Annotated in this window: 22 protein-coding genes and 2 tRNA genes; 14 read left to right on the forward strand and 10 right to left on the reverse strand. The window is 62.7% G+C overall.

Translation table 11 applies throughout. The features are described from left to right. Nucleotides 1–150: 150 nt before the first annotated feature. Nucleotides 151–3,150 (forward strand): Rne/Rng family ribonuclease, encoded by a 3,000-nt coding sequence (locus tag VJ673_RS10600; protein ID WP_324126066.1) that lies wholly within the window; start codon nt 151–153, stop codon nt 3,148–3,150. Between the two features lie 60 nt (nt 3,151–3,210). Here the strand turns inward: VJ673_RS10600 and VJ673_RS10605 are convergent, their stop codons facing one another. Both VJ673_RS10605 and uvrB read right to left on the reverse strand, forming a co-directional pair. Next, nucleotides 3,211–3,705 (reverse strand): low molecular weight protein-tyrosine-phosphatase, encoded by a 495-nt coding sequence (locus VJ673_RS10605; RefSeq protein ID WP_324126067.1) that lies wholly within the window; start codon nt 3,703–3,705, stop codon nt 3,211–3,213. 11 nt (nt 3,706–3,716) lie between these two features. Continuing rightward, complete coding sequence (uvrB, locus tag VJ673_RS10610; protein ID WP_324126068.1) at nt 3,717–5,777, reverse strand: excinuclease ABC subunit UvrB; 2,061 nt, start codon at nt 5,775–5,777, stop codon at nt 3,717–3,719. A gap of 161 nt (nt 5,778–5,938) precedes the next feature. Here uvrB and VJ673_RS10615 point away from each other — a divergent pair, with 161 nt between their 5' ends. The 3 genes from VJ673_RS10615 to VJ673_RS10625 all read left to right on the forward strand — a co-directional run bounded on the left by VJ673_RS10615 (nt 5,939) and on the right by VJ673_RS10625 (nt 7,397). Then, nucleotides 5,939–7,147, forward strand: coding sequence for an amino acid aminotransferase (locus VJ673_RS10615; RefSeq protein WP_324126069.1), 1,209 nt, complete (start codon nt 5,939–5,941; stop codon nt 7,145–7,147). Between the two features lie 57 nt (nt 7,148–7,204). Further along, nucleotides 7,205–7,280 (forward strand) — tRNA-Asn (locus VJ673_RS10620). Between the two features lie 41 nt (nt 7,281–7,321). Beyond that, nucleotides 7,322–7,397 (forward strand) — tRNA-Asn (locus tag VJ673_RS10625). Nucleotides 7,398–7,458: 61 nt separating this feature from the next. Here VJ673_RS10625 and VJ673_RS10630 read toward each other — a convergent pair. Then, entirely contained in the window at nt 7,459–7,641 is a 183-nt protein-coding gene (locus tag VJ673_RS10630; RefSeq protein WP_324126070.1) for a hypothetical protein, read from the reverse strand. Between the two features lie 558 nt (nt 7,642–8,199). Between VJ673_RS10630 and VJ673_RS10635 the strand changes: the two genes are divergently transcribed. Genes VJ673_RS10635 through VJ673_RS10660 form a run of 6 tightly spaced genes read left to right on the forward strand, consistent with a single transcriptional unit; the run spans nt 8,200 to nt 12,483 of the window. Next, the gene (locus VJ673_RS10635; RefSeq protein ID WP_324126071.1) at nt 8,200–8,418 is read left to right on the forward strand and encodes a 4Fe-4S binding protein; all 219 of its coding nucleotides are present in this window, start codon (nt 8,200–8,202) and stop codon (nt 8,416–8,418) included. A gap of 16 nt (nt 8,419–8,434) precedes the next feature. Further along, entirely contained in the window at nt 8,435–9,280 is an 846-nt protein-coding gene (locus VJ673_RS10640) for an electron transfer flavoprotein subunit beta/FixA family protein (RefSeq protein ID WP_324126072.1), read from the forward strand. A 10-nt stretch (nt 9,281–9,290) separates the two neighbouring features. Next, entirely contained in the window at nt 9,291–10,373 is a 1,083-nt protein-coding gene (locus tag VJ673_RS10645) for an electron transfer flavoprotein subunit alpha/FixB family protein (protein ID WP_324126073.1), read from the forward strand. A gap of 23 nt (nt 10,374–10,396) precedes the next feature. Continuing rightward, a complete protein-coding gene (locus VJ673_RS10650; protein WP_324126074.1) occupies nt 10,397–11,701 on the forward strand; it encodes an FAD-dependent oxidoreductase in 1,305 nt (434 codons plus the stop codon). Between the two features lie 23 nt (nt 11,702–11,724). Next, nucleotides 11,725–12,018, forward strand: a complete 294-nt coding sequence (locus VJ673_RS10655) for a ferredoxin family protein (RefSeq protein ID WP_324126075.1) — start codon at nt 11,725–11,727, stop codon at nt 12,016–12,018. A gap of 9 nt (nt 12,019–12,027) precedes the next feature. Then, nucleotides 12,028–12,483 (forward strand): ferritin-like domain-containing protein, encoded by a 456-nt coding sequence (locus VJ673_RS10660; protein ID WP_324126076.1) that lies wholly within the window; start codon nt 12,028–12,030, stop codon nt 12,481–12,483. A 33-nt stretch (nt 12,484–12,516) separates the two neighbouring features. On the opposite strand, the gene VJ673_RS10665 is transcribed toward VJ673_RS10660, so the two are convergent. After that, nucleotides 12,517–14,934: a Lon protease family protein gene (locus VJ673_RS10665; RefSeq protein WP_324126077.1), complete on the reverse strand. Its 2,418-nt coding sequence runs from the start codon at nt 14,932–14,934 to the stop codon at nt 12,517–12,519. 646 nt (nt 14,935–15,580) lie between these two features. Between VJ673_RS10665 and moaA the strand changes: the two genes are divergently transcribed. From moaA to VJ673_RS10680, 3 genes are all read left to right on the forward strand, one after another. Further along, nucleotides 15,581–16,660, forward strand: coding sequence for a GTP 3',8-cyclase MoaA (gene moaA / locus VJ673_RS10670; RefSeq protein ID WP_324126090.1), 1,080 nt, complete (start codon nt 15,581–15,583; stop codon nt 16,658–16,660). 308 nt (nt 16,661–16,968) lie between these two features. Further along, nucleotides 16,969–18,000 (forward strand): NHL repeat-containing protein, encoded by a 1,032-nt coding sequence (locus VJ673_RS10675; protein ID WP_324126078.1) that lies wholly within the window; start codon nt 16,969–16,971, stop codon nt 17,998–18,000. Between the two features lie 114 nt (nt 18,001–18,114). Beyond that, nucleotides 18,115–19,011 (forward strand): cytochrome c3 family protein, encoded by an 897-nt coding sequence (locus tag VJ673_RS10680; protein ID WP_324126079.1) that lies wholly within the window; start codon nt 18,115–18,117, stop codon nt 19,009–19,011. A gap of 151 nt (nt 19,012–19,162) precedes the next feature. On the opposite strand, the gene VJ673_RS10685 is transcribed toward VJ673_RS10680, so the two are convergent. Together VJ673_RS10685 and VJ673_RS10690 are read right to left on the reverse strand one after the other, a co-directional pair. After that, a complete protein-coding gene (locus VJ673_RS10685; protein ID WP_324126080.1) occupies nt 19,163–21,655 on the reverse strand; it encodes an ABC transporter permease in 2,493 nt (830 codons plus the stop codon). A gap of 45 nt (nt 21,656–21,700) precedes the next feature. Continuing rightward, a complete protein-coding gene (locus VJ673_RS10690) occupies nt 21,701–22,873 on the reverse strand; it encodes a M20 aminoacylase family protein (RefSeq protein ID WP_324126081.1) in 1,173 nt (390 codons plus the stop codon). Between the two features lie 150 nt (nt 22,874–23,023). Between VJ673_RS10690 and VJ673_RS10695 the strand changes: the two genes are divergently transcribed. After that, on the forward strand, nt 23,024–23,947 hold the full coding sequence (locus VJ673_RS10695) for a histone deacetylase family protein (protein WP_324126082.1): 924 nt from the start codon (nt 23,024–23,026) through the stop codon (nt 23,945–23,947). 25 nt (nt 23,948–23,972) lie between these two features. Here the strand turns inward: VJ673_RS10695 and VJ673_RS10700 are convergent, their stop codons facing one another. The 4 genes from VJ673_RS10700 to VJ673_RS10715 all read right to left on the reverse strand — a co-directional run. Beyond that, the gene (locus VJ673_RS10700; RefSeq protein WP_324126083.1) at nt 23,973–24,638 is read right to left on the reverse strand and encodes an ankyrin repeat domain-containing protein; all 666 of its coding nucleotides are present in this window, start codon (nt 24,636–24,638) and stop codon (nt 23,973–23,975) included. Next, entirely contained in the window at nt 24,622–25,395 is a 774-nt protein-coding gene (locus VJ673_RS10705; protein WP_324126084.1) for a TatD family hydrolase, read from the reverse strand. Before VJ673_RS10705 ends, VJ673_RS10700 begins: the two co-directional genes overlap by 17 nt. Nucleotides 25,396–25,402: 7 nt before the next feature. After that, nucleotides 25,403–25,768, reverse strand: coding sequence for a PilZ domain-containing protein (locus tag VJ673_RS10710; RefSeq protein WP_324126085.1), 366 nt, complete (start codon nt 25,766–25,768; stop codon nt 25,403–25,405). Beyond that, nucleotides 25,765–26,226: DNA polymerase III subunit delta' C-terminal domain-containing protein (locus VJ673_RS10715; RefSeq protein ID WP_324126086.1), on the reverse strand; the 462-nt coding region annotated here is incomplete at its 5' end. The genes VJ673_RS10715 and VJ673_RS10710, both read right to left, overlap by 4 nt.

The following is a 26,226-nucleotide window of genomic DNA, read 5'->3' on the forward strand; positions in this document are numbered from 1 at the left end:
GGGAACGCATGAAATTCGACAGCCGACCCATCACAGCCCATAACCGACTGGAACAAAGTAGGCACAACTACCCAATCCTGATTTCGTTGCAAGCGCGATGGTGCGAGCCGATCGTCCTGCCCGTGTGTTTCGCCCGGGGGAACGACCTATATGAAGCGCATGCTTTTCAATGCGACGCAGGCGGAAGAACTGCGCGTCGCGATCGTGGATGGTCAGAAACTGATCGACCTCGATATCGAATCTGCCGCCAAAGAACAACGTAAGAGCAACATCTACAAGGCGGTCATCACCCGCATCGAGCCCAGCCTCGAAGCTGCCTTTGTCGATTACGGCTCCGAGCGCCACGGTTTCCTGCCGTTCAAGGAAATTTCGCGCTCCTACTTCGCTCCCGGCGTGGACGCAGGTAAGGCACGAATCCAGGACGCGCTGCGCGAAGGACAGGAACTCATCGTCCAGGTCGAGAAGGATGAGCGCGGCAACAAGGGCGCGGCGCTGACGACGTATATTTCGCTCGCCGGCCGCTACCTTGTGCTAATGCCGAACAATCCGCGCGGCGGCGGCGTTTCGCGTCGCGTCGAAGGTGACGAGCGCAACGAACTGCGCGAGGTCATGGACCAGCTCGAAAGTCCGTCGGGGATGAGCCTGATCGCCCGCACGGCGGCCATCGGCCGCAGCGCCGAAGAACTGCAGTGGGACCTGAACTATCTGCTGCAACTTTGGCACGCGATCGAAGGCGCAGCCCAGTCGCAGTCCGGTGCATTCCTGATCTACCAGGAAGGTAGCCTCGTGATCCGCGCGATCCGCGACTACTTCCAGCCGGACATCGGTGAGATCCTGATCGACACCGACGACATCTACGAGCAAGCGCAGCAGTTCATGGCGCACGTGATGCCGGGCAACGTCAATCGCGTCAAGCGCTACAGCGACGACGTGCCGCTGTTCTCGCGCTTCCAGATCGAGCATCAGATCGAGTCAGCCTACTCGCGTCAGGTCAGCCTGCCGAGCGGCGGCGCGGTCGTGATCGACCATACCGAAGCACTAGTGTCGATCGATGTGAACTCGGGCCGCTCGACCAAGGGCGCCGACATCGAGGAAACCGCCTTCCGCACCAACCTGGAAGCGGCCGAGGAAATCGCGCGCCAGTTACGCCTGCGCGACTTGGGTGGCCTGATCGTCATCGACTTCATCGACATGGAGTCGCAGAAGAATCAGCGTGAGGTCGAAAGCCGCTTGCGCGACGCGCTGCGCCACGATCGCGCGCGGGTGCAGACCGGCAAAATCAGCCGTTTTGGTCTTCTCGAGCTGTCGCGTCAGCGCCTGCGTCCGGCGCTAGCGGAGACGAGCTACATTCCGTGCCCCCGTTGCAACGGCACCGGCCACATCCGCAGCACCGAATCGTCGGCGCTCCACATCCTGCGCATTCTCGAAGAAGAAGCGATGAAGGAAAACACGGGCGCCGTGCATGTGCAGGTCCCGGTCGACGTCGCCACCTTCCTGCTGAACGAGAAGCGCGTCGATATCGCGCATATCGAGGTACGGCACAAGATTCTGCTGATCATCATCCCCAACCGTCACCTCGAGACGCCTCATCACGAGATCGTGCGCCTGCGACACGATCAGCTGAATCAGGAAGAGACCGCGCTGGCCAGCTACCAGATGGTCGGCAAGCCTGCCGACGTCGATCTGCGCCTGCCAGCGAAGGGTGACGCCAAACCGGCACGGCCGGAAGCGGTCGTCAAGGGGATCGCTCCCGGGCAGCCGGCTCCCATCGTCGAGCCGAAGCCGGAACCCGTGAGCGCACCGGCGCCGCAGCCCGGAATCGTGCAGCGCGTGTTCGGCTGGCTGTTCGGCAGCAAGCCGGCTGCTACACCGGCTCCGGTGGAAGCCGAACCGAAACGGGAAGCCCGCCCGCGTCCCGAGCGCGGCGATCGTCGCGGCAATGGCCGGAATCGACGTGACGGCCAACGTAGTGAACGCGGCGCCGATCGCGAAGAGACGGTGCAGGCCCAGCCGCAGCGCGGCGGCCGTCCCGAGCGTCAGGAACGTCCGGAACGTGCCGAGCAGCGCCCGGAACGGGCAGAGCGCGCCGATGCCGGCGAACGCGAAAAGCCCGCCCGCCAGGAGCGCGGCGAAGGTGCTGGCCGCAATCGTCAAGGGCGGCAGCGCAACCAGCCGAAGGCCGTTGAAGGACTCGAGGCCGTTCAGGACATTGCCGCGATCGACGCCGCAGCGGCAGTCGTAGCCGCTTCGCAGGAAGCTCCTGCCGAGACCGCAGCCGCGGGTGAGGAAGGCTCGCCGGAAAAGCGCCGGCGCCGCAGCCGTGGTCGCCGTGACCGTCGCGGAGCGGAAGATCAGGCAGTTGCCGGCGTCGCAACCGATGAAGCATCGGCCGTCGCAGAGCCGGCAGGCGAAGAGGCGGCCGCGATGGTCAGCCCCGAAGCCGCGGAAGCCGCCCAGGTCGAACAGACCGCAAGCCGCGAGCCGTCTGTGGCCCCGGTACGAGTCGAAGAGCCCGCCCCGCTACCGGTCGTCGCAAGCCCTGCCGAAGTCGTGCCGGCCGCGATGGAAGAAGCGCCCCTCCCCGTTCCGGCGATGACAGAGGCGGTGACCGCTGAATCGCAAGTGCAAGAGCACGCAGTGGTGGAGACGACGCAGCCCGAAGCGCATCCCGCGACCGAGACGCTGGCGCAGTCCGCGGAGGCCTCGGCGCAGGAAGCTTCCGAGCCGCAACCACAACTCGCCGAAGTCCCCGCTCTGGTCGCAGCATCCGCCGAAGCGGAACCGGTCGCCATTGCTCAGCCGGTGGAAGCCGAAGCGCCTGCAGCCGAAGTTGAGGCTGTGGCTGTGGCTGTGGCTGTGGCCGTCGCCGAACCCGCTATCGCGCCACAAGCTTCGTCGAGCGTGGACGATGGCGGAGCGGCTGCTGTAGCACCCGCCCTCTCGAAGGCTCCGTCCGCCCCGATCGACCTCGGTGTCGCGCTGGCTGATAGCGGCCTCGTGCTGATCGAAACCGACCGGCAGAAGGCTCAGACCTTCTCCAGCGGGGCTCCGGAAGCGCCGGCACAGCCGCTCGGTCGCCGCCCCCGTCAGGCTGCTGTGATCGTCAGTGAGCCGTTGGAGCAGGTCGAAACCCGCGGCAAGTCAAACTGACGCGGAAAGCATGACGAAACCGCGCAAGACTCCGAAAGCGGGGTCTTGCGCGAACGTCGCTCAAGCCCGCTGCCCGATGCCTCTCCCCGACCGGGCAATCAGCTCCTGAATCAACCCTTCCACTGCGTCCTCGCAGTAGTCGAGCACCGCCTCGAATCCCTTCTCCCCGCCATAGTACGGATCCGGCACCTCATCCAGACTGTAGTTTCGCGCATAGTGCATGAAGAGGGCGAGCTTCTCGCGATAGGCGTCCGGACAAGTGCGGCGCATGTATTCGAGATGAGTGGCGTCCATCGCCAGCAGCAGATCGAACTCCTGAAAATCCCTGACTTCGAGGCGGCGCGCGCGTAGAGTGCTCAAGTCGTAGCCGCGCCGCAACGCCACCTTTCGGGTGCGCGGATCGGGAGCTTCGCCGACATGGAAGTCATGCGTACCCGCGGAATCCACTTCGATCAGATCCGACAGTCCGCTTGCTTGGATCGCATGACGGGCAACCGCTTCCGCAGTCGGAGAGCGGCAGATATTCCCGGAACACACAAACAGAATTCGCGTCATCGTCATCTCGCTCAGCTGCCGCTTCCATGTTGATCGGCCCCGAACGCCTGCTGACGGAGCCGAAAGAGTTCGTCACGCACGGCCGCGGCCTTTTCGAATTCGAGATTGCGGGCGTGCTCCTGCATTTCCTTCTCCAGCTTCTTGATGCGCTTCGCAAGCGTCTTCTCGTCGAATGCGAAATACTCGGCCGGTGCGTCGGCGACGTGCAAAGCGCGGCGCTCTTCGTCGCTCGTATAGACACCGTCGATGATGTCCTTGATCCGCTTGCTGACCGTCCTGGGGATGATTCCGTTCGCCTCGTTGAAGGCCACCTGCTTGGTCCGCCGCCGGTCAGTTTCATCGATGGCCGCACGCATTGACCGCGTGATCACGTCAGCGTAGAGGATCGCCTTGCCATGGATGTGGCGAGCCGCGCGGCCGATTGTCTGGATCAGCGAGCGTTCGGACCTCAGGAAGCCTTCCTTGTCCGCATCGAGGATCGTGACGAGCGACACTTCGGGAATATCCAGTCCTTCCCGCAGCAGGTTGATGCCCACGAGGACGTCGAATTCGCCAAGTCGCAGGTCGCGGATGATTTCGACGCGCTCGACCGTATCAATGTCCGAATGCAGGTAACGAACGCGGATGCCGTTTTCGCCGAGATAGTCGGTCAGGTCTTCGGCCATGCGCTTCGTCAGTGTGGTGACGAGGACTCGCTCGCCGGCTGAAATCCGGCGCTTGGCTTCGGACAGCAGATCGTCCACTTGCGTCGTGGCCGGCCGCACTTCGACCTCGGGATCAATCAGGCCTGTGGGCCGCACCACCTGCTCGACCACCTGCCCCTGGTGCTTCGCTTCATAGTCCGCGGGCGTGGCCGACACGAAAACCGTCTGCGGCATCAACTGCTCGAACTCCTCGAACCGCAAGGGACGATTGTCGAGGGCGGACGGCAGCCGAAAGCCATACTGGACAAGATTGTCCTTACGCGAGCGGTCGCCCTTGTACATTCCGCCGACCTGAGGAATCGACACGTGAGACTCGTCGACAAAAAACAGCGCGTCAGACGGCAGATAATCGATGAGCGTCGGCGGCGGTTCGCCCGGACCACGACCCGACAGATGGCGCGAGTAGTTTTCGATGCCCTTGCAGAAGCCCATCTCGTTGAGCATTTCGAGGTCGAAGCGGGTCCGCTGCTCGATGCGCTGTGCCTCGACGAGCTTGCCCGAGCCATAGAAGTAACTGACGCGGTCGCGCAACTCCTCCTTGATGGCCTCGATGGCCTGCAGCACGGTGGCGCGCGGCGTCACGTAGTGGCTCGACGGATAGACGGTGAAGCGCATGAGTTTCTGCTTCAGGTGCCCGGTCAGCGGATCGAAGAGCGTCAGATGCTCGATCTCGTCGTCGAACATCTCGATGCGCACCGCGAGTTCCGCGTTCTCGGCCGGAAACACATCGATCACATCGCCACGAACGCGAAACGTTCCGCGCCGGAAATCGATGTCGGAGCGCGTGTACTGCATCGCGACCAGACGCTGCACGAGGTCGCGATGGGCAATGCGCTCGCCTTCACGCAGATGCAGGATCATCGCGTGATAATCGACCGGATCGCCGATACCGTAAATGCACGAGACCGTCGCCACGATCACGACGTCGCGACGCTCCATCAGACTCTTCGTCGCCGAGAGCCGCATCTGTTCGATGTGCTCGTTGATGCTCGAATCCTTCTCGATGAAGAGGTCGCGCGACGGCACGTAGGCTTCGGGCTGGTAGTAGTCGTAGTACGAGACGAAGTACTCGACGGCGTTTTCCGGGAAGAATTCGCGGAACTCCGCATACAACTGCGCCGCGAGCGTCTTGTTCGGCGCCAGCACGAGCGCCGGACGGCCGCAGCGCGCGATCACGTTGGCCATCGTGTAGGTCTTGCCCGAGCCCGTGACGCCCAGCAGGGTCTGGTACATCAGGCCATCCCCGATGCCTTCGATAAGTTGCGCGATCGCCGCCGGTTGGTCTCCGGCAGGCGGAAACGGCTGATGAAGTCGGAACGGACTCCCCTCGAAGGTGATCACCGGAATGCTGTCGCTGGGATGCGTCATGTTAGAATTTCAGGTCCTTTGAGGCCCTGTTTGCGCTTGCTGCGAAGGGCCGACTGGTCATTATTTCGCAATTCGCGGCTCAAAGCACGGCACCAAGGCACATCGCCTTAAACCCGCCGCGGGCCGCAGACGTACTTCCCGCCCACCCTGGAGTTGTTGATATGCCCGCTTCGATCTTCGCCGCCGTCGAGATGGCGCCCCGTGACCCGATTCTCGGCCTGAACGAGGCCTTCAACGCGGACGCGCGTGCCGAGAAAGTGAACCTCGGCGTCGGCGTCTACTACGACGACAACGGCAAGATCCCGCTGCTGAGCGCGGTCAGGACCGCCGAGAAGGCCCGCCTCGAAGCGATGCCGCCGCGCGGCTACCAGCCGATTGAAGGTCCCGCCACTTACAACAATGCGGTGCAGAACCTGTTGTTGGGCAAGGATTCCGCACTCATCGCAAATGGTCAGGTCGTCACCGTCCAGGCTCTCGGCGGCACCGGCGCTCTCAAGGTCGGCGCCGACTATCTCAAACGCCTGCTGCCGGGCGCAACCGTTTTCATCTCCGACCCGAGCTGGGAAAATCACCGCGCCCTGTTCGAATCGGCGGGCTTCCCGGTCGAGAACTACCCGTATTATGACGCGGCGACGCGCGGCGTGAATTTTGCGGGCATGAAGGCCAAGCTCGATCAGCTCGCTCCGGGCTCGATCGTCGTGCTGCACGCCTGCTGCCACAACCCGACCGGCGCGGACCTGAGCGAGGCTCAGTGGGGCGAAGTCGTCGAAGCCTGCCGCGAGCGCGCGCTGGTTCCCTTCCTCGACATGGCCTACCAAGGCTTTGCCGACGGGATCGAACCGGACGCGGTTGCGGTTCGCCTGTTCTCGGCCAGCGGCCTGCAGTTCTTCGTGTCGAGCTCCTTCTCGAAGTCGTTCTCGATGTACGGCGAGCGCGTCGGCGCCCTGTCGATCATCACGGCCGGCAAGGACGAATCGGCCCGCGTGCTGTCCCAGGTCAAGCGTGTCATTCGCACCAACTACTCCAATCCCCCGATCCACGGCGGCGCGGTCATCGCAGCAGTGCTGAACTCGCCCGAACTGCGCCAAATGTGGGAAGACGAACTGGCCGGCATGCGCGATCGCATCCGTGCGATGCGCGTCGGCCTTGTGGAGTCGCTCAAGGGTGCCGGCGTGGCGCAAGACTTCTCCTTTGTGATCCAGCAGCGCGGCATGTTCTCCTACACCGGCCTATCGGCCGCCCAGGTCGAGCAGCTCAAGAACGACTTCGGCATCTACGCGGTGTCCACCGGCCGTATCTGCCTGGCCGCTCTGAACTCGCGCAACATCGACTACGTCGCCAAGGCGATTGCTTCGGTCGTCAAGGGCTAAAAATCTCATTTAATTATTGACGAACAACCGCGCCGTATCTATACTGCGCGGCTTCTTTCCCCGATAGCTCAGTCGGTAGAGCAACGGACTGTTAATCCGTGTGTCCCTGGTTCGAGCCCAGGTCGGGGAGCCAAATTTGGCTCAGGCGCATTTCGCGTGGGCAGACGATACCGATCCCCGATAGCTCAGTCGGTAGAGCAACGGACTGTTAATCCGTGTGTCCCTGGTTCGAGCCCAGGTCGGGGAGCCAGTAAAGCAAACACAAAGGCCACTCTTCGGAGTGGCCTTTGTGTTTTCCGCGGCAACAGTTTCTAGCCGCGCCAGATGACCCAGTACTTCTGCGGCCACCGCAGCGACCCCCACCAGCGCTCCCCCTGTTCGTAGAGCTCGATTCCGTCCGACGACAGCGTGTAGTAATGGGACTGCAGACCCTCCTTGGCACAGGGCACGATGTAGCCGTTGCGCTCAAGGAAGCCGAAATAGTGGACGGCCATCGGGACTCCTTCGAGATACATCAGGCACGACATATCCCAGAGTCGAATGAAGGGATGCCCGGAGCGCATCGCACGCAATAACCGCAACACGTGCCAGCGATGCGGAACACGTTCCTGATGGCCAGTTTCAGTGCCGCTCGAAGTCATGAGGTTCCCCAGGCTAAAGAGTTCGAGACACGCCTTGTCGGAAGCAAAATCGTCCCTTGTTCACGATGTCCGAAACGCCGGACGGGGACTTGCCGAGGGAACGATCAGGTACCGCTGTGCACCTGTTTCGAGTCTAGGTGGGGGGATACAAGTTTCAAGGTTGCCGGGGGAGAACGATGTTTCAAAAGACACGGAGGCCGGCCCTCCCGTGTCCGAATACCCACACATACTCGACGGCCCCGTGTTGCAAACCCGACCACTGAAATAAATACTACAAAAAAATAACTATTTGATTTTTATGTTTTTTTTGAAGACATAGCGATATAGAAATGGCCTGGCACAGGTCCTGCAATAAGGCTATCGGAAGCGCTGCATACCCGGCAGCCCGAATAGCAAACGAGCGAGGACGTCATGGCCTACAAAATTGTCACTTCTTCCTGCACCGCCTGCGGCGCCTGTGAGCCCGAGTGTCCGAACGATGCCGTCAAGGAAAAGAACGGCATGTTCGCGATCAAGGCGGACCTCTGTACCGAGTGCATCGGCCACTACGACGATCCGCAGTGCATCGCACAGTGCCCGTCGGACGGGACGATCGTGATCGACAAGAGCGTGCCGCGCTACCAGGCCTGAGAGAACGGGAGCTGCCATGCACAGCGTCGTCTGTATCAAGCAGGTGCCCGACTCGGCGCAGATCCGGGTACATCCGGTCACCAACACGATCATGCGCCAGGGCGTCCCGGCGATCATCAATCCCTACGACCTTTTCGCGCTTGAAGAAGCACTGCGCCTGAAGGACAAATTCGGCGGCACGGTGACCGTCATCACGATGGGCCCGCCGATGGCTGAGGTGGCGCTGCGCAAATGTCTGTCCTTCGGCGCGGACGATGCGATCCTGGTTTCTGACCGCACGTTCGCGGGTGCCGACACGCTCGCGACCTCCTGCGCCCTGGCCTCGGCAATCAACAAGATCCGCGAGAACATGCCCGTCGATCTGATCTTCACCGGCAAGCAGACGATCGACGGTGATACGGCGCAGGTCGGCCCCGGTATCGCGAAACGTCTGGACTATCAGCTCCTCACTTACGTCTCGGCGATTCGCGAGATCGATCACGGCAATCGCGAGATCCTCGTCGAGCGGCGTGCCGAAGGCGGCGTGCAGGTGCTGCGCACGAAGCTGCCGTGTCTGATCACGATGCTGGAAGGCACGAACGAGATGCGCTATGCGGACATGGACGACATGTTCCGCGCCGCGCGCTATCCGCTGAAGCTGTGGGATCGCGTTGCGGCGGGCATCGAGAATCCGGACGTCGTAGGCCTCAAGGGCAGTCCGACCGTTGTCGGCAAGGTGTTCGCGCCCAAGCCGCGCAGCAAACGCGCCGAGATCGTCGAGACCATCGACAACGATCCGAAGAACCTCGCTGCGACACTGCTCGCCAAGGTCTTCACCCAGCATCCCAAACTCGAGCGGGAAATCGCCCGTCTGGCCAAGTAAGGACGAGATCATGAGCGAACCGGTCAAGAAGCCAGCGCGCAAGAAGGTCGAAGTCGATCCGCGCTTCGTCAATTACAAGCATGTGTGGGTGTTCATCGAGGCCGAACGCGGCGTCGTGCATCCCGTGTCGTGGGAACTGCTCGGCGAGGGGCGCAAACTGGCCGACGCGCTGGGCGTCGAGCTCGCGGGCATCGTGATGGGCCCGCCAGGCGAGCGGACGCGCGCGATCTGCAGCGAGGCTTTCCATTACGGCGCGGACCTCTGCTACCTCGTGCAGGACGAAGTCCTGCACGACTACCGCAACGAACCCTACACGAAGGCGCTCACGGAGTTGGTCAACACCTACCAGCCCGAGATCCTGATGCTCGGCGCCTCGACGCTCGGCCGCGACCTCGCCGGCTCGGTCGCAACCACGCTCGCCACCGGACTCGTCGCCGACTGCACGGAACTCGTCATCGAGGCCGAATCGCGCAACCTCGCCTCGACTCGCCCGACCTTCGGCGGGTCACTCCTCTGCACGATCATGACGCAGCGCCATCGCCCGCAAATGGCCACGGTACGTCCTCGCGTCATGGCGATGCCAGAGCCGGACACGTCACGCACAGGCCGCATCGTCGAGCACAAGGTAACGCTCATCGAATCCTCGATCATCACCAAGGTCCTGGAATACATCCCGGACAACCTGCAGGACAAGCCGCAGCTTCCCTTCGCGGACATCATCGTCGCCGGCGGCCGAGGTCTGAAGAAGCAGGAGAACTTCCAGCTCGTATGGGATCTAGCGAAAGTACTCGGCGCGGAGATTGGAGCGTCGCGCCCGATCGTCCAGGCAGGGTGGGCGGAACTCGATCGCCAGGTCGGCCAGTCCGGCAAGACGGTGAGGCCGAAGCTCTATATCGCAGCCGGCATCTCCGGCGCGATCCAGCACCGCGTAGGCATGGACGGCGCCGACGTGATCATCGCGATCAACAACGATCCGAACGCACCGATCTTCGACTTCGCGCATTACGGCATTGTCGGCAACGCAATGCAGGTCCTCCCTGCCCTCACCGACGCCTTCCGCGCGCAGATCGCGCAGGCGCGCAAAGCCGGCTGACATTCAGATCCAGGAGAAGATTCATGGCCGAAAAGTTTGATGTCATCGTCGTCGGCGCCGGCATGGCCGGCAACGCCGCCGCCTACACGGCCGCGAAGGCCGGGCTCAAGGTACTGCAGATCGAGCGCGGGGAATATCCCGGCTCGAAAAACGTGCAGGGCGCAATCCTCTATGCCGACGCAATCGAGAAGATCATTCCCGACTTCCGCGACTCGGCGCCCCTCGAACGCCACCTGATCGAGCAGCGCGTGTGGGTTCTCGACGATGCGTCGCACGTCGGTAGCAACTATCGCTCCGAGGAATTCAATCGCGAGCCCTACAACCGTTATACGATCATCCGCGCGCAGTTCGACAAGTGGTTCTCGGAGCAGGTTACGAAGGCGGGCGGCCTCGTCATCTGCGAGACGACGGTGCAGGAACTGCTGATGGACGGCAATCGCGTCGTCGGCGTGCGCACCGACCGCAAGAACGGCGACGTCTTCGCCGACTGCGTGATCCTCGCCGACGGGGTTAATTCGCTGCTCGCAAAGAAGGCCGGCTTCCACGAGGAACTCAAGCCGAAGGACATCGCGCTCGCGGTGAAGGAGATCCACTTCCTACCGCAGGAGACGATCGAGTCGCGTTTCAACATCGGCGAGGACGAAGGCGTGGTCGTCGAAATGGCGGGCAAGATCACCGCCGGCATGATGGGCACCGCCTTCCTCTACACCAACCGCGAATCGATCACGCTCGGCGTCGGCTGCATGCTGTCGGACTTTAAGAAGCAGAAGACCACGCCCTACCAGCTGCTCGAACAGATGAAAGCGCATCCGTCGATCAAGCCGCTGATTGCGGGCTCAGAAATGAAGGAATACGCCGCGCACCTGATCCCCGAGGGCGGCTACGAAGCGATTCCGCCTGTCTATGGCGAGGGCTGGATGATCGCCGGTGACGCGGGCATGTTCGTCAATGGCATCCACCGCGAAGGCTCCAACCTCGCGATGACTGCCGGGCAGATCGCCGCGGAGACGCTGATCGACCTCAAGGCCGCCGGCAAGGAATGTTCAGCGAGGAACCTCAAGGTCTATCGCCAGCGCCTGGATGCCAGCTTCGTCATGAAGGACCTTAAGAAGTACCGGAAGATGCCGGAAATCTTCCACAAGAGCCCGCAGTTCTTCACGACCTATCCCGAGCTCCTCAACCGCGCCGCCCACACGCTGGTGAAGGTCGATGGCATCGACAAGAAGACCAAGGAACGCGAGATCCGTGGCAGTTTCCTTGCCGCCCGCTCGCTGACCGGCCTCTTCGGCGACGCCTTCAAGCTGTGGCGCGCCTTCCAGGCTCGCTGAACGACCGACGCAAGGAGAAGGAAATGACACAAGTGAAGGTCGAAGAGAAACTCTTCCAGAACCGCTATCGCGTCGACGCCGGGCGGCCGCACATCCACATCAAGCAGTCGGATCTGTGCGCCAACCACTGCACCGAGCAGCAATGCACGACCTGCTGCCCGGCCGGGTGCTACATCGCCGAGGGTAACGGCAAGGTGGTCCTGATCACCGACGGCTGTCTCGAATGCGGCACCTGCCGCATCATCTGCGACGAACACCGCAACGTTGCCTGGGACTGGCCGCGCGGCGGCTTCGGCATCCTGTTCAAATTCGGCTGACGAGGGATCATGGACGACATCCACCTCTTCCTCGCGCACGCCGTCCGGCTCGAAGCGGAAGCCGCTCGACGCTTCGAAGAACTCGCCGATGCGATGCACACTTTCGGCAATGCGGAAGTTGAAGCGTTCTTCCGCCAGATGGCCACCTATTCGCGCGAGCATCTCGCCGAAGCCCAAACGCGCAGCGGCTTCCGTCCCCTGCCGGCGCTGGCTCCCGACGAATACAGCTGGCCGGACGGGACGAGCCCAGAGACCGCTGCCTGGGCAGGCGTGGACGGCCTGATGAGCGTGGCGGACGCGCTCCAACTGGCCCTTCAAAGCGAACAGGCGGGACGCGAGTTCTATGCCGTGATTGCGGCTGGCAGCAGGAATCCGCGCGTCAAATCGATGGCGAACGAGTTCGCCGCGGAGGAAGCCGAACACGTCAGTGCGCTGGAGCGCCTCATCGAGCGCTGCGCCGCGTGAATCGACGCGGCCGGTGACCCTGTCGTCGTCGGCTCACTCCTCCTCGCGCCGTCGATGGCGGGGCTTCCGGCCGCCATTTTGGTCGGCCGCGTGCTTCGCGCTCGTCATCACCGCCAAGGCCTCGGCGACTCGGTGATTCACGCTTCCGCGCGGCAGAATCCCCTTAGCGTCAGGCGCACCGGCCTCCATACCGGTCAGGAGCGCGATCGCCTCATCCACGTTCGAGACAGGAAAGACGTGAAAGCGACCGGCCCGGACCGCTTCCACCACCTCGTCCCGTAGCATCAACTGCCTGACGCTCGCCGCGGGGATCAGCACCCCCTGCTCGCCGGTCAGGCCGCGCGAACGGCACAATTGAAAGAAGCCTTCGATCTTTTCATTCACCCCGCCGATCGCCTGCACCTCGCCGAATTGATTGACCGAACCGGTTACTGCAAAGCACTGCCGGATCGGCGCCTGCGCCAAGGCGGAGAGCAAGGAGCACAATTCGGCGAGTGACGCCGAGTCGCCCTCGACCGGACCATAGGACTGCTCGAACACGAGACTCGCCGCCAGCGACAGCGGTTGATGTCGCGCATAACGCGCGGCGAGGAAGGCAGAGAGGATAAGCACACCCTTCGAGTGGATCGCACCTCCGAGTTCCGTCTCGCGCTCGATGTCGACCACGTCGCCCTCACCGAGATGCGCTGTCGCCGTTATCCTCACCGGATGTCCGAACTGCTCGCCGGCGATCTCCACGATCACGAGGCCGTTGACCTGGCCGCAACGGCTGCCCTCGGTCGAAATCAGCGTCGTTCCGTCCAGCATCGATTCGAGGACCCGTTCGGAGTAACGCCCGAAGCGCCGCGTACGTGCCGCAATTGCCGCATCGATCTGACGGGCATCCACGACCGTCAGCCCCGCCTGTCGTGCGTGGTAGTCCGCTTCCCGCAGCAAATCGGCCAGATGACGCGTCTGGAGACTGAGCCGACCAGCGTCTTCGGCCAGACGAGCACCTTCCTCAACCATCCGTGCCAACCCTTCGCGGTTCACCGGCAACAGATCCGACGCGCGAGCGAGCGTCGCGAGCAGGCGCACATACTGGATCGTCAGCGCATCGGTCCGCGGCATATCGTCATCGAAGTCCGCTGCGACCTTGAACAGCTCAGGGAAATCGGGGTCGTTCTCGGTCAAGAGGTAAAACAGTTCCCGGTCGCCGACCAGGATGACCTTGACGTCGCACGGCACCGGTTCAGGCTCAAGCATCTGGACGTTCGTCCAGCCCTGCGCCTCGGCGGGCGGTTCAATGCGGATTTCCCGCGCACGCAAGGCTCGTTTCAATCCCTCCCAAGCGAAAGGCTGCGTCAGCAGACGATCCGCGTCGACCACGAGATATCCGCCGCACGCCCGGTGCAGCGCGCCCGCACGAATCAGGTTGAAGTGGGTCATCAACACGCCCATCTGCGCGATGAACTCGACGCGCCCGATGAGATTTCCGAACGCCGGATTGTCCTCGTACACAATCGGCGCACCTTGTGTCGAAGCGTGATCGACGAGCAACTTCACCTGATAGCGATGAAATCGTTGTCCGCCGTCATCGGCCGCTTCGTCCTCGTCTTCGGCGATGTCCTGCTCCGCCGCGTTTTTCAGCACGTCGCGCCCGACGGCATCCAGAAACCGCAGCACCTCCGGAAGTTCGGCGTACGTTGCGCGCAGCGGGCGCATCAGATGCGTGATCGCGGGTCCCAGCGCGTCGCGGCTCGCTCGCTTGACCGATTCCTGCAAGGCCTTGCGCCAACCGGGGAAATCGTCGAGCAGATCGCTGAGCTGTTCGCTCCATCGCGCCACCTTCTCTTCGATCGCTTCGCGTGCCTCTGCGGACAAGGCTTCGAAGGCGTCCGGCGACATGGCCTCGCCGTTTGCCGTCGGCGCAAACACGAATCCCTCGGGAGTCTGCAGAAGCGATATCCCTTCTGCGGCGCACGCCTCGCCGATCTCCCGCAAGGCCTTCTCTTCCCGAGACTTGTGCGCCTCCTGAAGGGCATCGACGCGTTCGCGATGCGGATCGGCCTCCAAGGCCGCCTCAATCGCCGGACCGAGGTCGGTGATGAAGGTCTGCATCTGCGAACGCAGCACGCTACCTCGTCCGGCAGGAAGCTTCAGAAGACGCGGCCGCTGCGGGTTATCAAAGTCGTGGAGGTAGCAGAGATCCGGCGGAATCTCGCGCTGTTGGGCGAACTCGCGCAGCAAGCGCAACGCCACCGCATGCCGGCCTGTCCCTGCCTCACCGAGGACAAACACGTGATAGCCCGGCTGACGCATCGCCAAGGCAAAACGCAGCGCCTCTTCCGCCCGCGCCTGCCCCAAACCGCCTGGCAGGTCCGTCAGGTCGTCCGTCGTCTCGAAATCCGGCCAATCGGCCGCGCTGCGCCTACACAGATTCTCAGCCGAAAGCGACCCGGGGCGAGCCATGCAGTCGTTCTCCTGATGCCGGAAAACAAAACGGGAGACTCCGTGTTGCACCGAACCGCTGTCGTCAAGACACCCAAACGGTTCAAGTCGGGAAATCGTGTCTCCTATCGGATCCCCCGGCGCGAGACATCGCCCCATCGGGAATCTTCCTGCAATGCAATGACATGCTCAAACTGCGGAAACTTACGGTCATGCTCCATCATCAGGCGCATCAACGTCAGGGCATGCTCCTTCGGAAACCCTTGACGGGTCCCGCCCCGCGTATCGGTCATGAGCTGGAAAAGAAGCTTCCGGCACTCAGCCGATCCCCACATCGTCTCGATCCGGCGGAGATGTGGGAACTTCGCAAAGAATTCAGCAACAGGGATTTCGATTGCGCTTGAAGACATAGGGAATGCGGCATCCAGCCGAGGTCAATTCACGCAAAATTTGATACTTTAGTCTTATATCCGACAAAACGGTTCCTTGCCGGCCGAGACAAATGCGTACGCGGTCTCGCGAATCCGGCAGGGCACCAAGGGCCGATTCACATCTCACCCTTGCAGTGGAACACAACGCTGCCGATAATCGTCAAAAGAGGTGTCGGCCCAGACGGCTCCCTTCCACTTTCGTCCCTTGCATTGTGGCGCCCGCATCCAAAAATGCAATGAAATTCATTCCAATCCACCTCGCTAACACCCAGCCCGCCACGCCCAACGGCATCATCATACCCAATCCGGGTATGCCGCTGCTCGACCGGCGGGGCCGCGCGGTCCGTGACCTGCGGATCTCCGTGACCGATCGCTGCAATTTCCGCTGCGTCTATTGCATGCCCCGGTCCGTCTTCGGCGCCGACTACCCTTTCCTGCCACGCAAGGAACTCCTCTCCTTCGAAGAAATCACTCGCGTTGCACGGGTCTTCGCAGCGCGGGGAGTACAAAAGGTCCGCATCACCGGGGGCGAACCCTTGTTGCGGAAGCACGTCGAGAACCTGGTCGAGATGCTGACCGCTATCGAAGGCCTGGAGCTGACACTCACGACAAACGGGGTTCTCCTTCCACGCATGGCCCGCACACTGCGCGACGCGGGACTGCATCGGGTCACCGTGAGCCTCGATGCGATCGACGACGTGACCTTCCGCGCCATGAACGACGCCGACTACCCTGTCGCCGCGGTTCTACAGGGCATCGAGGCGGCCGAGCAAGCCGGGCTGGCTCCAATCAAGGTCAACATGGTGGTCAAGCGCGGTGTAAACGATCATGGAATCGTCGACATGGCGCGGCATTTCCGAGGTTCCGGCCATATTTTGCGCTTCATCGAGTTCATGGACGTCGGCAGTTCGAACGGCTGGGAAATGGGGGCCGTCGTGCCGTCGCGTGAAATCATTGCGCGCATCAATGAAGCCTTCCCGCTCGAAGCCGTAGAACCCAATTACACGGGAGAAGTGGCGGAGCGGTGGCGCTACGTCGACGGACAAGGGGAAATCGGCGTGATCTCCTCCGTCACGCAGGCCTTCTGCTCAACCTGCACGCGAATCCGGCTATCGACCGAAGGCAAGCTCTACACCTGCCTCTTCGCCCAGCAGGGACATGACCTACGGGAACTGCTGCGCGCCGGCACCAGCGACGAAGAGCTCGACCGCGCGATCGCGAGCGTCTGGACTGCTCGAGAAGATCATTACTCCGAGATCCGAACGGCGAATACGGCCGGATTGCGGAAGATCGAGATGTCGTATATCGGGGGCTGAGCGTTCCCGCTTCGCTGCCCCGCAGGCGGCCGGAGAGGTCAGGGCGTTGTCGACCAGGCAAGGGAATTGCGTGTCGCGTCGTAACATGATGCGCCAGCACCCGTCCGACCATGTCATCGTATTTGAGGCGACTGAAGTCGGGCACACATTCGTCATGTTCCATTTCCGAGCAATGATCGATCCGAGCGACGACCCTCCACCCAATGTCGACACAACTTCCCAGAACCTCACACGTATTCAAGCTTCCCGACCGATTGTTGCCGAGATTTCTCGCCGTAGCCGTCATCTCGACAATCGCAGCCTCCGTCATGACCGGGTGCTCCGTCCAGACGAGCACGTCTGAAAACGGCAAGGAAGCCAAGGCTCATATCGTATGGCCTGAACCACCGGAGCAACCCCGCTACATCTACGAAGCACAGTTGCGAAATCAGGCCGACATCCACAAGGAGACGGATGACGAAAAGATGAAGCGGATGCTTACGGGAGGGACTGCAAATTTCGGAGAACCGCTATTTCGCAAACCTTCCGCCGTAGCGGCAAGAAATGGCAGGGTCTATGTTGCCGACCCGCCCACGAACTCTATTTTTGTCTTCGATATTCCTCGTGGCCACGTCTTCCAGATCGGCATGCGCGAACCAAATCGAACGACCAATCCAGTTGGACTGGCAGTCGATCGGCAAAACAACGTGTATGTGCTCGATGGAAAACAGAAACGGGTACTAGTGTTCGACTCGCTTGGTCTCTTTCTCTATGCCGTCGGCGATCCGAAGGCACTCACAAAACCCGCCGGCGTGGCCGTAAGCAGTGACGGACAAAGAATCTTTGTTGTCGATCGCGGAAGCGTCGAAGGAGATGACCACAAGGTGATCGGCTACTCTCCGGACGGGGCAGAACTATTCCGTATAGGACCGCGCGGCTCCGGTCCGGGGCAACTAAATATTCCGCTTGCTGCGACGGTAACCGCGGATGGGAAGCTGCTCGTTCTCGATTCCGGGAATTTCAGAATTCAAGGATACGACTTAAACGGAACTTACAAATTTACCTTTGGCAGCCTTGGCAACGGTCTCGGTCAGTTCTCGCGCGCCCGCAGCATAGCCGTGGACCAGGAAGGGAAGATCTTCGTGTCTGACGCGTCCTTCAACAACGTCCAAGTCTTCAACCCGGCAGGAAATTTGCTTATGTGGATTGGCTCCGCTGGAATAACCAATTTACCGGGAAACTTCGGTTTAATTGGCGGCGTGGCCGCCGACGAAACCGGTCGGCTGTATGTTGCAGATCAGTACCACCGCAAAATCGAAGTATACCGTCCGGCGGATGGTACGGGGCAAGGCAATAATTGAGTCGGACGATGACAAGAACGTGGCTGGAGCCATCGCCAGCCAAGGGAAAGCACGTTCTTCCGGCATGCTTATTGCATTAAAACAAGCAGAATAACTTGTGGACGCGAACACACCATGCAGAAGAAAAAACTTGCGGCAATCATGGCCGTCGTGGGTCTCGTTTCATCCGGGATGGCCCTGTCAGGTACTGATCTTCCGACCAAATTTTCGAATCAGGGAACCATCGGCAATACGCGACATAACCTGACGCAGCGTCAAGCAAGCGGTGGCGGTCCGAACGGTGGGGTCATGGACCCATACCGCAATGACTATCAGCAGGTGTGCGTGTATTGTCACACTCCCCATGCCGCCAACCAAAGCGGTCAAATTGCAGCTGCACCGCTATGGAACCGGACTTTCCGGACTCCCAGTTATACCCTCTACAACCAGCAAACCCTGACTGGCACGGCGACGCAACCCGGTCCTAATTCGCTGACCTGTCTATCCTGTCACGACGGTCAGACTGCTGTTGACTCGATCGTGAATATGCCGGGCTCCGGGGGCTACAACGCAGGATTAGCGCTGGATCCAAGCAGCGCCACCGCTGACAGCCTGCTGAATACCTGGCGCAGTCCGTCAGGGAGTCACATGGGCCTGAAAGACGGCGAGTGCCTCGCCTGTCACTCGTCCGGCGCCGGGGCCCTCGGCGCTACGGCAACGGACTTCACGGTCTTTGCAATCGGCACCGATCTGACCAACGACCACCCGGTCGGGGTTCAGTTCCCAACCGGGGCCGATTGGAACTCCACCGCAGTTACCAAAGGAAAGATCAAGTTCTTCGACCTCAACGGCAACGGCCGCCCGGACAAGAATGAATTGCGTTTCTACGATTCGGGACAGGGTTTTGAAGTTGAATGCGCCTCCTGCCATGATCCCCATGGCGTGCAAGGAGCGGGCGCGACGTTCCTTCCGACCTTCCTTCGAGTAACGCCGGAAGGTAGTGCGATTTGCCTGACTTGCCATGTGAAGTAACAGTTGTTTTACCTTGAGAAGAGCCCGTAGCGAAACGGGCTCTTCTCATTTTCAGCAAAGCTTCATATGCGCGCGTCCCTTTTTTGAGAATAGCAGCCGCCGGCATACAGCGAAGGACCGCCGATTGCTCCGCCGAATACGCAGCGCGGCGTCATAGATTGCGCAAAACCGCCATGGGTACGCGCCCGAACAGCTTTCTCATGCCTATCCAGCCTCCAAGGACAACGGCCACTGTCCCGGCTGCAATAACGAGCATCGACCCGAGTGGGTCCGGCGTATAGGCAATCTTGAACACCTGCCGCCCCAGCCCCCAACCGATCGCCGAAGCGCCCCCCACCGCCATCAGTGTCGCCACCACGCCCAGCACACTGAACTCTGCAATGATCGCCTGGCGCATCTGCCGGTTACGGGCACCAAGCGTACGCAGCATCGCCAGTTCGAATTCGCGCTCGTCGTGGGTCGACTCCAGTGCCGCAAACAGCACGATGAAGCCGGCCACGAGGGCGAAAATGAAGACGAACTGGACGACCAGGACCAACTGATCGGTCAAGGCACGCAGTTGTCCGATCACGGCGTCCACGTCGATTACCGAGAAGTTCGGGAAGCGACGGACCAGATCCTGGGTCAGTCCCTTGTCGGCTTCCGGTTGGCGGAAACTTATGATCAGGCTGGCGGGGTCGTTTTCGAGCATGCCGACGCTGGCGATAAAGAAAAAATTGACCCGCATCGAGTCCCAGTCGAGTTTGCGCACGCTCGTAATTGGCGCCTCGACCGCACGGCCGGCCACCGTGAAACGCACGCGGTCGCCCACCTTGAGGTGGAAGGTTTCGGCAAGCCCTTGCTCGACCGAGAACTGAGGGGCCGTATCATTGCCGTGCCAGGTGCCAGCGACAACGGAGTTTCCCTCGGGTGGCGAAGTGCCGTAGCTCAGGTTGAATTCGCGCTCGGCCAAGCGACGGGTCCGATCTTCCGCATAATCCTCCGGCCGTACCTCGCGGCCGTTGATGGCCGTCAGACGCCCCCGAATCATCGGTAGGATCGCTGGAGCGGTCATTCGACGCTCTGTGAAGAACCGGGCGAGCGGCTCGCGTTGGTCCGGCTGGATGTTGATGACGAAGCGGTTGGGAGCATCCGGCGGGGACATCCGCCGCCAGGAGTCGAGCAAGTCTCCGCGCACGAGCGTCAGGAGCACGAGCGCCGTCATGCCGACCCCGATTGCGCTGACCTGGACGATCGTCGAACCCTTGCGGCGAACCAACGCCGCCAGGCCATAGCGCCAGCCGCTGCCCCGTAGAGTTCCCGCGCCCCTCATCCGGCCGAGCAGCAGGAGCAGGCCCCACGCGATCGCGGAGAAAAGGCCTAGAGCCACTGCGAAACTTCCGGAAACCATCGCCCCCAACCGGAACTCCCCGGCCACCCAGAAGATGACTGCAACCAGCGCGGCCCCACCGACGAGCCAGGCCGCTGCGCTGCGGGCCTCGATCGGGACGATTTCGCGACGCAGGACGCGCAGCGCGGGGACGTGACGAAGACGCAGGACTTGCGGGAAGACGAACCCGGTCAACAATACGAGACCGATCGAAAGTCCGTAGAAGAGCGGCTGAAACGACGGAGCTGGGAGCTCTCCGACGATTGACTTCAGCACGAGGCTGACCAGTCCCTGATGGACGGCCCAGCCAATCAGGGTTCCCAGGACGGCTGCAGCCAGGCCGAACAGCACGAACTCGCCCAGGACGATGGCCATGACCTGCCGCTGCCGGGCACCCAAGCAGCGCATGACGGCGCAGGCATCCAGGTGTCGGCGCATGAATCGACGGGCCGACAAGCCCACCGCGACGGCCGCGAGGATCACGGCGAGAAGCGCAGCGAGACGGAGAAAGCGCTGCGCCTGGTCGAGCGCCGTACGCACTTCGGGGCGGGCGTTCTCGATCGTCTCGATTGCCTCACCGCGGCCAAGATGCCCCTTTGTCCAGGCCTCGAATCCCGCGATGGCATCGGGACTGCCGGCGAGGTGGAGGCGCCACGTAGCACGGCTGCCTTGGACCAGCAGGCCAGAGGCAGGAAGGTCGGCTGCATTGAACATCGCGCGGGGCAGCAGGCTGAAGAAGTTCGCGCCCCGGTCGGACTCGAAGGTGACCATCCCACCGACCCGAAACTCGAGTTCTCCGAGCCCGACCCGTTCGCCGACCGACACGCCCAGTCCCGAGAGGAGACGCTCGTCGAGCCACACTTCGCCGCGTTCAGGAACCCGGCCGGCCACGACATCAGGCTGGTTCGGCCCCTTGGCGATGCGGACGCTTCCGCGCAAGGGGTAACCGCTGTCGACGACCTTCACGGCGGCCAGTTGGGCGCCCGATTCGCTGCTCACCATGCTGGTGAAGAGGATGCTGCCGACCACTCCCAGATCGCGCCGCCGCGCTTCGGCTGTAATCTCGCCGCTCCATGGATGATCCGCACGGAGCAAGAGGTCGCCACCCAACAGCTGGTTTGCTTCGCGATCGAGGGCACGGGAGACACGGTCGCCAAGAAAGCCGACGCTGGTCAGCGCTGCGACCGCGACGACGATCGCCAGTCCGAGCAGATGGAGTTCTCCGGCGCGCAGGTCGCGCAACACCATCCGCAAGGCAAGCCGCAGTGTATTCATGAGTCCATCGACGCCCTGCGACGGAGAAGGTTCAGTCCGCCCGCGTCAGCCGCGTTGCAGGATCCGGCGCGCGAGTTCGACCCAATAGGCGACGCCAACCGGCATCACTTCGTCGTTGAAGTCGTAATGCGGGTTGTGCAAGGTGCATCCGCCCTCGCCGGGACCGTTGCCGAGCCATACGTAGCAGCCGGGCTTGTGCCGCAGATAGTAGGCGAAATCCTCGGCGCCCATGCTAGGCCGCGCGTTGGTGATGACGCCCGGAGCGCCGCCCGCGACAGCTGCCGCCGCTTCGGCACACACGGCCGCTTCGTCTGCCGTGTTGATCGTCGGAGGGTAGCCGCGGCGATAGGCAAGGTCGATCTCGACACCCTGCGCGGCAGCCACGCCATCACACAGGCGCTGGAGCGAGGCTTCGACGCGCTCCTGGACCGCCTCGCTGAAGGCGCGCACGGTCCCGCAGAGTTGCGCGCGATCGGGGATCACATTGTAGGCTTCGCCAGCGTGGAACTGGGTGACCGAGACGACAGCCGAGTCCGTGGGGTCGAGCGTGCGGCTGACGATGGACTGGATCGCCTGTACGAGCGCTGCGCCTGCGACGATGGAATCGGTCCCGAGATGCGGCATGGCGGCATGGGCGCCGTGGCCGCGGATCTCGATGTCGAAACGGTCTGCGCTCGCCATGACGGGGCCCGGATGCACGGCAAACTGCCCGGCGGGCAGTCCGGGCCAGTTGTGCAGGCCGAAGATCGATTCCATGGGAAAACGATCGAAGAGGCCGTCATTGACCATCGCATCGGCACCGCCCTCGCCTTCCTCGGCCGGCTGGAAAACGAAATGCACGGTGCCGTCGAAGTCGGGGTGAGCAGCGAGCACTTCGGCGGCACCGAGCAGCATGGTCGTGTGTCCGTCGTGGCCGCAGGCGTGCATGCATCCCTGGTGACGCGACTTGTGCAGGAATTCGTTGCGTTCCTGGATCGGCAAGGCATCCATGTCGGCGCGCAAGCCGATGGCGCGCAGGCCGCGTCCGGAGCGCAACGTTCCGACAACGCCGGTACCGCCGACGTTGCGATGCACTTCGAGGCCGAGCCTTTCGAGGTGGGCAGCGACGAGTTCGGCCGTGCGATGCTCGGCAAACGCGAGTTCGGGATGCGCGTGGATGTCGCGGCGGATTTCGACGAGTCGGGGCTGACACCGGCGGATCGTGTCGTTGATGCTCATGGGTTTCACCTGTTCCAGCAGATTCTTCGTGCGCGGGACGTTTCAGTTTAATCGGCGCCACGGCGGCCGTCGAATCCGACGTCTCCGGTTCTTGCCGCGACAGGGGGATTCGTGGAGCATTCCGCCATTGCATGCACAGGGCGCCTTGCAGTGAAACTCTTCTATGCCGACCATTTCGTGCTGCCGCTGCCTCCGGGGCATCGGTTCCCGATGGAGAAATATTCGCGCCTGCGCGCTCGCCTGGCCGCTTCGGGGCATTTCGGCGAATCGGATTTCATTGTTCCTGTCGCTGCCAGCGATGCCGAAATCCTGCGCGCGCATGATGCGGGCTACCTGTCGCGTGTCACGAGCGGCACCCTCGAACCGGCCGAGCAGAGGCGCATCGGGTTTCCCTGGACCCCGCAGATGGTCGAGCGCTCGCGCCGGTCCGCGGGCGCGACGCTGGCTGCCTGCCGGCGCGCCCTCGTCGACGGATGCTCGGCGAATCTCGCCGGCGGTACGCATCACGCACATCGCGACTTCGGTTCGGGCTTCTGCGTGTTCAACGATGCGGCGATCGCCGCACTGGCGATGCAGGCGGAGGGACTTGCGCGCAAGGTGGCGGTCGTCGACTGCGACGTCCATCAGGGGGACGGCACGGCGACGATCCTGGCGGACCGCACCGATCTGTTCACCTTGAGCCTGCATGGAGCCAAGAATTTTCCCTTCCGCAAGGCGGTCTCGAATCTCGATGTGGAACTGCCGGACGGAACGGGGGACAGCGCGTATCTCGCAGTCTTGGACGATGCCCTTTCGCGGCTCTTTTCGCGCTTCGAGCCCGATCTCGTGATCTATCTCGCCGGTGCGGACCCCTTCGAAGGCGATCGACTGGGCCGCCTCGCCTTGACCTTCGACGGCCTCGCGGCGCGTGACGAACTGGTACTCGGGCAGTGCTTCGGCCGTGGCATCCCGGTGGCGGTCGCGATGGCTGGAGGCTACGCGAACGATATCGACGATACAGTATCGGTGCATTTCACGACGGTCGTGACTGCGGCGCGGATGTCACGGGACTTCGCGCGTCCCCCTGTGCCGTGAGGGACGACGAGCCGGAGCGCGGCGCTTACTGCCCGGCGCGGCGCTTGCGTTCGGCGCGGATCAGGTCGGCGATGTCGGTGTTCGCGTTTGCCATGGCCCAGCTTTCGGCCGTGAAGCCCGCGTCGTTTTCCTGATCGAGATTCACGTCGGTCTTCAGCAGACGCCGCACGACGTCGATGTGACCGTTCCGGGCGGCGAGCATCAGCGCGTTCGACTTGTTCGGCGCGAGCAGATTGACATCGGCCCCGCGTGCCAGCAGGCGCTCCACAATCTCCAAGCGGCCTTCGAAGGCGGCATACATCAGAGGATTCCACCCTTCGTTATTGACCGCGGCGCCGGCGTCGAGCAGGAGGTCGACGACGGGCGTCTCGCCCTTCAACACCGCGAGCATCAACGCGGAATCGCCGGCTCCATTGCGCAGCGAGACCTTGGGCCGATATTTCAGCAAGGCCGCGACGGTCTTCGCCTGGCCCTCGCGGGCGGCAAGCATCAACAGCGAATTGCCCTGGGGGTCGACTGTGTCGGGATCCAGACCGCGGTTGAGGAGTTCCACGAGCTGTGACGTGTCGCCCACGCGGGCAGCGCTGAGGCCGTCTTCGTAGCTGCCTGCGTGGGCCGCAGAGGCGCCGAGCACCGTCGCGAACACAGTGGAAAGCAGGACGCGGTGCAGCCGATCAGTGAGCTTGGGCATGGCGGAAAAGCCGGAAGAAGTTTTCGGTGGTGACGGTCTCGATACGTTCGAGCGGTTCGTTGCGCAAGCGGGAGATTTCCTCGGCGACGTGGACAACCCAGGCGGGCTCGTTGGTCTTGCCGCGGTGCGGGACGGGGGCGAGATACGGCGAGTCCGTCTCGATCAGCAGGCGATCCAGCGGCACGAAGCGGGCGACCTCCTTCAGGTCCCGCGCGCTCTTGAACGTGACGATGCCCGAGAAGGAGATGTAGAAACCGAGGTCCAGTGCCGCTTCGGCGACTTCCCGCGACTCGGTGAAGCAGTGCATGACGCCGCCCGCCTCGCTGGCGCCTTCCTCACGCATCACGCGCAGCGTGTCCTCGGCGGCCGAGCGCGTGTGGACGATCAGGGGCTTGCCGCAGGCACGCGCGGCGCGAATATGCGTGCGGAAGCGTTCGCGCTGCCATTCCGGCGCGTCCTTCTGCCAGTAGTAGTCGAGCCCTGTCTCGCCGATCGCGACGATCTTCGGGTGCTCCGCGAGGGCCAGCAGGCGCGCGACGTCGGGCTCCTCGACGCCGTCGTTGTCGGGGTGTACGCCGACGGATGCCGAGAGATTTGGGTGCCGTTCGGCGAGCGCGAGCACACGCGGAAAGTCTTCGAGTTTCACGGCCACGCATAAGGCGTGACCGACGCGCTCGGCCGCCATCTCGGCGAGAACGGCGTCCTCGCGCGCGGCGAGATCCGGAAAGTCCAGATGGCAGTGCGAATCAACGAACATCGGTTAATCAGAGGGTATGCGTGGGACGATTGGAGCCGAGATGGCCGGCGAGGATCTGTTCGATACGGTTCCGCAACGCCTTGCCGGATTCATCGGAGCTGAAATGAACGCCGATCCCTTGCGTCCGCCCGCCCTGCGCACCGTGCGGAGTCACCCACACGACGGTCGCGGCGACGGGATGCTTGGTCGGGTCGTCCATCAACTGTAGCAGCATAAAGACTTCGTCGCCGAGCGTATGGACGCGGGGCGTGGGCACGAAAATGCCGCCGTTGGCGAGGAAGGGCATGTAAGCCGCATAGAGTGCGGACTTCGAGTTGATGTTCAGCGACAGCACGCTCGGGCGTGCGACGCTCGGCTTGGGAGCTTCGCTCATCGGCGGGATCCGGTCAGGGCGCGCGCGTAGCGCAACAGCATGTCCTCGAGCATCAGTCTGGCATTGAGCGGATGCTGCGATACCCGGCGAATCCGGGAGACTTCATTGTAACAGTTCGTCGCAGCGGCGATGCTGGTGCGCTGAGCGAGCGCAGCGAGCGTCCCTTCCTCGCCCGGGAAATAACGCACCCGCCCCCCGAGCCGCAGGGTCGCGAGATCGGTCACCCAGCGCTGCAGCCACTCCACGAGCTGCACCATGCCGAATCCGGCGGCCAGCGCTTCCTTCGACTTGAGCCAGCTTTCCCACTGGCCGGCCAGCTTGAGCGGATCGGTCGCCGGGATCTGAGCGATTTCCTTGACGAAGCGCTTGTGCATCGCGCCCGCCCCGTTCTGTACCAAGCGCTGGGCCGCGAGCGGCATGCCGCCGACCAGCGCCAGCAGTTCGCCGTCGATGGCTTC

The sequence above is a fragment of the Aromatoleum sp. genome (assembly GCF_035254505.1).
GTDB lineage: Bacteria > Pseudomonadota > Gammaproteobacteria > Burkholderiales > Rhodocyclaceae > Aromatoleum.